Origin of the sequence: Streptomyces sp. PT12, from assembly GCF_003311645.1 — a bacterium.
Taxonomy (GTDB): domain Bacteria; phylum Actinomycetota; class Actinomycetes; order Streptomycetales; family Streptomycetaceae; genus Streptomyces.
Window position 1 is genome coordinate 1 of sequence record NZ_QEST01000209.1, and the last position, 9,765, is coordinate 9,765.

The following is a 9,765-nucleotide window of genomic DNA, read 5'->3' on the forward strand; positions in this document are numbered from 1 at the left end:
ACCGACCCGCCAACGCCCGCAACCCCACATCCGAACGCCCCGAAAACGCCCACGGGACCGCCGGAGGCATCACCTCGGCAACGGGCTCCGGCGTCGAATCCTCCTGCGGGGCCTCCTCCAGGATGATGTGGGCGTTGGTGCCGCTGATGCCGAAGGAGGAGACGCCGGCCCGGCGAGGAGCGCCGGTCTCGGGCCAGGGCCTGGCCTCGGTCAGCAGCTCGACGGCGCCCGCGGCCCAGTCGATATGCGGGGACGGCTCCTCGACATGCAGGGTCTTGGGCAGCACCCCGTGCCGCATGGCCAGCACCGTCTTGATGACGCCGGCCACGCCGGCGGCGGCCGCCGCATGTCCGATATTGGACTTCACCGAGCCCAGCCACAGCGGACGGTCCGCGTCCCGGCCCTGACCATAGGTCGCCATCAACGCCTGCGCCTCGATCGGGTCACCGAGCGGGGTGCCCGTGCCATGCGCCTCCACCGCGTCGATATCGTCCGTGCCGAGCCCGGCGCTGGCCAACGCGGTCCGGATGACGCGCTGTTGGGAGGGACCATTGGGCGCGGTGAGCCCGTTGGACGCGCCGTCCTGGTTGACGGCCGAGCCCTTGACCACGGCCAGCACCCGGTGCCCGTTGCGGCGCGCGTCCGACAGCCGCTCAACCAGCAGGACGCCGACGCCCTCGGCCCAGCCCATGCCGTCGGCCTCGGCGGAGAACGCCTTGCAGCGGCCGTCGGTCGCCAGTCCGCGCTGCCGGCTGAACTCGGTGATGGCGCGCGGCGTGGACATCACGGTGACGCCGCCGGTGAGCGCCATATCGCATTCGCCGAGGCGGAGCGCCTGGGCGGCCTGGTGGAGTGCCACCAACGAGGAGGAGCAGGCGGTGTCGACGGTGACGGCCGGGCCCTCCAGGCCGAAGGTGTAGGCGACTCGGCCGGAGATCACGCTGGTGAGGCCGCCGGTGAGGGTGTAGCCCTCGACGCCGTGCGCCGCTGACTGCGACTGGGTGCCGTAGCCGGTGCTGGCGCCGCCGACGAAGACACCGGTGGTGCTGCCGCGCAGGGTGGCCGGATTGATGCCGGCCCGTTCGAAGACCTCCCAGGAGGTTTCCAGGAGCAGCCGCTGCTGCGGGTCCATGGCCAGCGCCTCGCGAGGCGAGATCCCGAAGAACTCGGCGTCGAACTCGGTGGCGTCGGGAACGAAGCCGCCGGCGGTCGAGTAGGTGGTGCCGGGGTGGTCGGGATCCGGGTGGTAGAGGCGTTCGATGTCCCAGCCCCGGTCGGTGGGGAAGCCGGAGACGGCGTCGCCGCCCTCGGCGACCAGCCGCCACAGGTCCTCCGGGGACCGCACCCCGCCCGGGTAGCGGCAGGCCATGCCGACGATGGCGATGGGCTCGTCATCGGCGAGGAAGGTCGCCGGGACGGGCGCGTTCTCGGCGCTGGCCGAGGCGCTTCGGCCGAGGAGCTGTTCCAGGATGTGCTCGGTGAGGGCGGTCGGGTTGGGGTGGTCGAAGACGATGGTGGTGGACAGCTGGACGCCGGTGACCTCGTTGAGCCGGTTGCGCAGTTCGACGGCGGTGAGCGAGTCGAAGCCGAAGTCCTTGAAGGCGCGGGCCGGTTCGACGGCGTCGGCGGTGGCGTGTCCGAGGACGGCGGCGGCCTGGGCGCGGACGATCTCCAGCACCTCGCGGCGCTGCTCGTCCGGGGTGCGGCCAGCGATCCTGCGGGCCAGCTCGGACCGGGGCTCGTCGGTGGTGTCGGTGCCGGCGAGCAGCGCGGCGACCTCGGGCAGGTCCTCGATCAGCGGGCGGCGCCGCGCCACGGTGAAGGTGGGGGTGAACACCTGCCAGTCCACGTCGGCGACGGCGACAAAGGTCTCGTCGTGGTCGAGCGCCTGGTGCAGGGCCAGGATGGCCAGGTCGGGCGCCATGGCGGGAACGCCCCGGCGGGCCAGCTCCTCGGCGGCGTCGCCGACGGCGGCGAGTCCGCTGCCGTACCAGGCGCCCCAGGCCACGGAGGTGGCGCGCAGGCCCTGGGCGCGGCGCCATTCGGCGAACGCGTCCAGATAGGCGTTGGCGGCGGCATAGGCGCCCTGTCCGCCGCTGCCCCAGACGCCCGCGTTGGACGAGAACAGCACAAAGGCTTCGAGGTCGTCGGGGAGCAGTTCGTGCAGGTTGCGGGTGCCGGTGATCTTGGGGGCGACGATGGCGTCGAACTCGTCGGGCGTGGTGTCGGCGAGCGGGGCGGTGGGTGCCACGCCGGCGGTGTGCACCACGGCGGCGATGTCGAGCCCTTCGAGGAGGGCGGCGAGCGCTTCGCGGTCGGCGACATCGCAGGCGGCGATGGTCACCCGGGCGCCCAACTCCTCAAGTTCCGCGGTGAGTTCGGCCGCGCCGGGGGCTTCGGTGCCGCGTCGGCTGGTGAGCACCAGATGCTCGGCGCCCTCGCGGGCCAGCCAGCGGGCGACATGGCCGCCGAGCGCGCCGGTGCCGCCGGTGATCAGCACGGTGCCGCGCGGGCGCCACGGGGTCTTCGCGATCCGTCCGCCGAGCGGGTCGCGGGCCATCCGGCGGGCCAACAACTGCCCGTCTTGGATGGCGAGTTGGTCTTCCTGGTCGATCCCGGCGAGCGCGGCGAGCACCTTGGTCCAGTCGGCTTCGCCGAGTTCGGCCGGCACATCGAGCAGCCCGCCCCAGCGGTCCGGGTACTCCAGCCCGACGACTCGGCCGAGGCCCCAGACCTGGGCCTGGTCGAGATCGGTGGCGCCCCGCACGGCGCCCCGGGTGACGAGCCACAACTGGGCGTCCAGGCCGGCCCGTTCCATCGCCTGGACGAGGGAGACGGTGGTGGCGGTGGAGCCGAAGAGCGACAGCACTCCGCTGATCGGGCCCTCGGGCAGGGTGTCGGCGGTGGCGGGGACCACGGTGGCGCCGGCGGCGGTCAGCCGTTCGGTCCAGGCCGCGGTGGTCTCGTCGTCCGCGCCGATCAGCGCCCAGGTGCCGCCGAGGGTGCCGACGGCCGAAGTGGTCAGCGGCTTCCAGTCGATCCGGTAGCGCCAGGAGTCGACGACGGTGCGCTGCCTGGTGTTCTCGCGCCAGCTGCTGAGGGTGCGCAACGCGTCCTCGTCCAGGCCGAGATCGCCGCGTTCCACGGCGGTCCAGAACTGTTCGTCGACCTCGCCCGCGGGCGCCGTCGGCGCGTCCAGCCAGTACCGTTCGCGCTGGAACGGGTAGGTGGGCAGGTCGAGTTGCTGGGCTTCGAGGTGCCAGTCGACGGGGAGCCCGGTGACAAACGCCTCGCCCAGGGAGAGCAGCAGGCGCGGCAGGCCGCCCTCGTCGCGGCGGAGGGTGCCGACCACGGTGGCGCCGGCGCCGGCGGACTCCACAGTCTCGCGGAGCGCCACGCCCAGCACGGGGTGGGCGGAGGTCTCGACAAAGGTGTTGAGGCCGTCGGCGAGCAGCGCGCGGGTGGCGTCCTCGAACCGCACAGTGTTACGCAGGTTGTCGTACCAGTACTGGGCGTCGAGCCCGGCGGTGTCGAGAAGTCCGCCGGTGAGCGCCGAGTAGAACGGGATCTCGCCGCTGCGGGGGCTGATCGGGGCCAGCACGTCGAGGAGTTCGTCGCGCAGTGACTCCACATGGGCGGAGTGCGAGGCGTAGTCGACGGCGACCCGGCGGGCGCGTTCGACCTTCGCCAGCACGGTCTCCAGGCCCTCGGGATCGCCCGCGACCACCACGGAGTTGGGGCCGTTGACGGCGGCGACGGAGACCCCGTCGGGCAGGTCGAGCGCGTCGGCAGGCAGCGGCACGGAGACCATGCCGCCCTTGCCGGCGAGGGCGCGGATGGCGCGCGAGCGCAGGGCGACCACCCGGGCGCCGTCCGTCAGGGACAGGGCGCCAGCGACCACGGCGGCGGCGATCTCGCCCTGGGAGTGGCCGACGACCGCGTCGGGCTCCACTCCGTGGGCGCGCCAGACGGCGGCGAGGGAGACCATCATGGCCCAGAGCACGGGCTGCACCACATCGACCCGGGCGAGGAGTTCCTCGTCGTCGAGCGCCGCGTCGAAGTCCCAGTCGACAAAAGGCGCCAGCGCGTCCCGGCAGGACTCCAGGGACTCGCGGAACGCCGTTGATCCGGCGCGGAGTTCGGTGGCCATGCCGACCCACTGGGAGCCCTGGCCTGGGAAGACGAAGACGGCGCGGGAGCCGCCGGGGATGACCTGTCCGGTGACCACGCCGGGCGCGGGGGCGCCGGACGCCAGGGCGGCCAGTCCGGTCAGGGTCTCCTCCCGGTCGCCGGCGACCAGCAGGGCACGGTGTTCCAGCAGGGCGCGGGTGGCGACCAGGGAGCCGGCGATCCGGTGCGGCGCCACCTCGGGCGCGGCCTCGGCGAACTCCCGCAGCCGGTCGGCCTGGGCGCGCAGCGCGGCGCCCGAGCGCGCCGACAGCGGCAGCGGGGTGACGGCGGGAAGCGGCGCGTCCTCGGCGACGGCGGGCGTCTCGTCGGGGGCCTGTTCCAGCAGCACATGGGCGTTGGTGCCGCTGATGCCAAACGAGGAGACGCCGGCCCGGCGGAGCGCGTCGGCGCGGGGCCAGGGCCTGGCCTCGGTGAGCAGTTCGACGGCGCCAGCGGTCCAGTCGATATGCGCGGACGGCTCGTCCACGTGCAGGGTCCTGGGCAGTTCGCCGGCACGCATGGCCATCACCATCTTGATAACCCCGGCGATGCCGGCGGCGGCCTGCGAGTGGCCGATATTGGACTTCACCGAGCCCAGCAGCAGCGGCCGGCTCTCGTCGCGGCCCTGGCCGTAGGTGGCCATCAGGGCCTGCGCCTCGATGGGGTCGCCCAGCGGGGTGCCGGTGCCATGGGCCTCCACGGCGTCCACCTCGTCGGTGGCGAGCCCGGCATTGGCCAACGCGGCCCGGATGACCCGCTGTTGGGAGGGACCGTTGGGCGCGGTGAGCCCGTTGGACGCGCCGTCCTGGTTGACGGCCGAGCCCCTGACGACGGCCAGCACCCGGTGCCCGTTGCGGCGCGCGTCCGAGAGCCGTTCGACCAGGATCAGGCCGACGCCCTCGGCCGGGCCGAAGCCGTCGGCGCCGGCGGCGAACGCCTTGCAGCGGCCGTCGGCGGCCAGACCGCGCTGCCGGCTGAACTCGACGAAGAGGCCGGGCTCGGCCATCACGGTAACGCCGCCGGCGAGAGCGAGATCGCATTCGCCGGAGCGCAGCGCCTGCACGGCGAGGTGGAGGGCGACCAGCGAGGAGGAGCAGGCGGTGTCGACGGAGACCGCCGGGCCCTCCAGGCCGAAGGTGTAGGAGACACGGCCCGAGCCGACGCTGCCGGTGTTGCCCGTGCCCACATAGCCCTGGAGTTCCACGGGCACGTCCTGGACGCGGCCAGCGTACTGCTGGGCGACCAGTCCGGCGAAGACACCGGTCCTGCTGCCGCGCAGCGCGTCGATGTTGATGCCGGCCCGTTCGAAGACCTCCCAGGAGGTTTCCAGGAGCAGTCGCTGCTGCGGGTCCATGGCCAGCGCCTCGCGGGGCGAGATCCCGAAGAGTTCGGCGTCGAACTGGTCGGCGTCGTTCAGGAATCCGCCGTTGCGGACATAGCTGGTCCCCGGGTGCTCGGGGTCGGGGTGGTAGAAGTTCTGCGCGTCCCAGTCGCGCCAGGCGGGGATCTCGGTGATGGCGTCGCCGCCCTCGGTGACCAGCCGCCACAGGTCCTCGGGCGAGCGGACATCGCCGGGGTAGCGGCAGGCCATGCCGACGATGGCGATCGGCTCGTTGACCCCGGCCGTCGCCGCCCGGGCCGGGACGGGCGCTGCGGCCAGCTTTACGGCGGCGGAGTCCAGCAGTTCGGCGCGGAGGAAGGTCGCGAGCGCGGCCGGCGTCGGGTAGTCGAAGACAATGGTGGCCGGCAGCCGCAGCCCGGTGGCCGCGTTGAGGCGGTTGCGCAGCTCGACCGCGATCAGCGAGTCGATGCCCAGATCCTTGAAGCCCTTGGTGGCCTCGATGGCGTCCGCGCCGGCATGACCGAGGACGACCGACACATGGCCCCTGACCAGATCGGCCAACGCCTGCTCGCGCCGGTTCTCCGGCAGCGCCATCAGCCGGCTGACCAGCGAGGAGTCGTCGGCGGCCGAGGCGTCGGCCGCCGCCCTGCGGGCCGGGGCGCGGACCAGTCCGCGCAGGAACGCGGGCAGCGCTCCGCTGCCGGCTTGGGTGCGCAGCGCGGACAGGTCGAGCCGCATCGGCAGCACCAGCGACTCGGGGAGCGCCAGGGCCGCGTCGAACATGCCGAGGCCCTGCTCGTTGGAGAACGGGACGACGCCGCTGCGCGCCATCCGCGCCCTGTCCTCCCGGCCGAGATGTCCCGTCATTCCGCTGGCCTCGCCCCACAGGCCCCACGCCAGGGAGACGGCGGGCAGCCCGGCGGCGACGCGGTGCTGGGCCAGCGCGTCCAACGCGGCGTTGGCGGCCGCGTAGTTGGCCTGCCCCGGGCCGCCAAACACGCCGGAGGACGAGGAGAACAGCACAAAGGCGGACAGGTCGGCGTCGCGGGTCAGTTCGTGCAGATTCCAGGCCGCGTCGACCTTGGGGCGCAGCACCCGGTCCAGCTGCTCGTCGGTCAGCGCGTCGATCAGCCCGTCGTCGAGCACGCCGGCGGTGTGCACCACGGCGGTCAGCGGACGGTCGGCCGGGATCCCGGCGAGCAGCTCGGCCAGCGCGGCGCGGTCGGCGACATCGCAGCCGACGATCTCCGCCTCGGCGCCCGACTCGGCCAGCTCGTCACGGAGTTCGGCGGCGCCCGGGGCATCGGGGCCGCGCCGGCTGGTCAACAGCAGGTGCCGGACGCCGTGGTGGGCCGCCAGATGGCGGGCGACCAGACCGCCGAGCGTGCCCGTGCCGCCGGTGACCAGCACCGTGCCGGCGGGCTCGATGGCCCTGGGCAGGGTGAGCACGATCTTGCCGATGTGCTTGGCCTGGCTCATATGGCGGAACGCGTCGACGGCACGCCGCACATCCCAGCTGACGGTGGGCAGCGGGGCGAGGGTGCCGTCCTCGAACAGCCCGACCAGGGTGGCCAGCACATCCCGCAGCCGGTCGTACCCGGCCTCCATCAGGTCGAACGCCCGATAGCCGACGCCGGGGTGTGCCTCCGCGATGGAGGCCGGGTCCCGCAGGTCGGCCTTGCCCATCTCGACGAACCGGCCGCCGGGGGAGAGCAGCCGCAGGGAGGCGTCGACAAACTCCTCGGTGAGCGAGTTGAGCACCACATCCACGCCGCGTCCGCCGCTGGCGGCACGGAACGCCTCCTCGAAGGCGAGGGTGCGCGAGGAGGCGATGTGATCGTCGTCCAGGCCCAGCGCGCGCAGGGTGTCCCATTTGCCCTCGCTGGCGGTGGCGAAGATCTCGGCACCGAGGTGCCGGGCCAGCCGCACGGCGGCCATGCCGACGCCGCCGGCCGCCGCATGGATCAGCACCCGCTCCCCCGCGGCCAGCCGGCCGAGGTCCACCAGGCCGTAGTAGGCGGTGGAGAACGCGACCGGGATGGCCGCTGCCTGCTCCCAGGTCAGCGCGTCGGGAACGCGTGCCAGCACCCGCTGGTCGGCCACCGCCAGCGGTGCCAGGCCGCCGGACAGCAGGCCCATCACCCGGTCGCCCGGGGCGAGTTCGGTCACCCCGGGGCCGGTCTCGACGACCACGCCGGCGCCCTCGGTGCCCATCAGCGCCGGGTCCGGGTACACCCCCAGGGCCAGCAGCACATCGCGGAAGTTCAGCCCGGCGGTCCGGACCGCGATCCTGACCTGACCATCCGTCAGGGGCTCGGCGGCCGCCGGATGCGGGACCAGCGTCAGGCTCTCCAGGGTGCCGGGCGCTGCGGTGTCGACGCGCCAGGGCCCGTCGCCGACCGGCTCCACCAGCGCCTCGCTCGAGTCGGCGCGCGCCATTCTGGGCACCGTCAACCGGCCGTCGCGGACGGCGATCTGCGGTTCGGCGCCGGACAGGCCGAGGGCGATCGCCTCGGTCAGCGCGGTCTCCAAGCCGCCCACAGCGTCGACGTCGTCGAGGTCGATCAGGATGAAACGGTCCGGGTGCTCGCTCTGCGCCGAGCGGACCAGCCCGCAGACGGCGCCGGCCGCCGGATCGGCGCCGGAGGCGGCGCCCCGGACGACCACGACCAGCGGGGTTCCGGCGAGTCGGTCATCGGCCAGCCAGGCGCGGATCTCCCCCAACACCCCGCCGAGCACGGCCCTCACCTCGTCCCCGGCACCGACGGGGTAGACCACGGCGGTGGGCAGGGGCGCCCCGGCGTCCAGGGCGGCGCGCAGCGCGGCGATGTCCGGGTGGTGGGCGGCACGGGGCAGGATCCGGTGGTCGCCGACGAGGGCCCAGCCGCCGGGGTCGGCGGTGCGGGCGTCGGGAGTGCGGGCGTCGGCGGTGGTGGGCACCGGCGCCCAGTCGATGCGGAACAGCGAATCGGCGTAGGCGCCCCTTGGCCGCTCCAGCTGGCCTGGCGAGACGGGCCTGGTGATCAGCGAACGCGCCGAGACGACCGGCGCACCTGATCCGTCCACGGCGGTCAGCGCCAGCGCGTCGGCGCCCGACAGGGAGAGCCGCACGCGCAGTTGGGTCGCGCCGGTGGCGTGCAGCGTCACCCCGGTCCAGGAGAAGGGCAGCCGGGGCCGGTTGTCGTCGGCGGCGTGGTGGCTGAGGCCGACGGCGTGCAGGGCGGCGTCCAGCAGCGCGGGGTGCAGACCGAACCGGCCCGCGTCCTGGCGCTGTTCCTCGGGCAGCGCCACCTCCGCATAGAGCTCGTCGCCCGAGCGCCAGGCGGCGCGCAGCCCCTGGAACGCCGGGCCATACCCATAGCCGGAGACGGCGGCCCGAGCGTAGTAGTCCGTCACGTCCAGCGGGGTGGCGCCCGACGGCGGCCAGGCCAGCAGGTCATCGTCCGGGGCCGTCGCCGAGGCGGCGCCCAGGGCGAGCAGCCCGCTCGCATGCCGGGTCCAGCCGTCGGCGTCGCCCAGCGGGTCGTCGTCCGCGCTCTCGGCGCGGGAGTAGACGGCGACGGTGCGCCGACCCTCGGCGTCGGCCCGGCCGACAGTGGCCTGCAGGCGCACCGCGCCGTCCGCCGACAGCACCAGCGGGGCCTCAAGCGTCAGCTCCTCCAGCTGCTCGCAGCCCACCTGGTCCCCGGCCCGAACGGCCAGTTCCACAAAGGCGGTTCCGGGCAGCAGCACCGTGCCGGCGACCGCGTGGTCGGCCAGCCAGGGGTGGGTGCGCAGCGAGAGCCGGCCGGTGAGAACGAACGCGTCGCCGTCCCGCCCGTCGTCGACATGGGCGAGACCGATGGCGGCGCCGAGCAGCGGATGGTCGGCGCTGGCCAGGCCGAGCCCGGCGGCGTCGGCGAAATCGCCCCGATACTGATCGCGCAGCCAGTAGCGCTGGCGTTGGAAGGGGTAGGTGGGGAGTTCGGTGGCCAGCTCGCGGGCGGCCCGACTGCCAGCCGCTGGCAGCAACGGGGACCAGTCCACGCCGACGCCCCGCACCCACGCCTCCGCCAACGCCGTCACCCACCGCTGCGCGCCACCCTCACCACGCCGCAACGAACCCACCACCACCGCAACCATCCCGGCAGCCTCCGCCGTCTCACTAACCCCCACAGTCAGCACCGGATGCGCGCTCACCTCCACAAACGCACCGGCACCCTGGCCCAGCCAGCCCCGGATCGCCTCATCGAACCGGACCCGCTCCCGCAGAT

At 73.9% G+C, this 9,765-nt stretch carries 1 protein-coding gene; it reads right to left on the bottom strand.

Annotation, left to right across the window (positions count from 1 at the left end; all coding sequences use genetic code 11):
- On the bottom strand, positions 1–9,577 hold a 9,577-nt coding region (locus DEH69_RS22940), incomplete at its 3' end, for a type I polyketide synthase (protein WP_113688898.1).
- Positions 9,578–9,765: the final 188 nt, after the last annotated feature.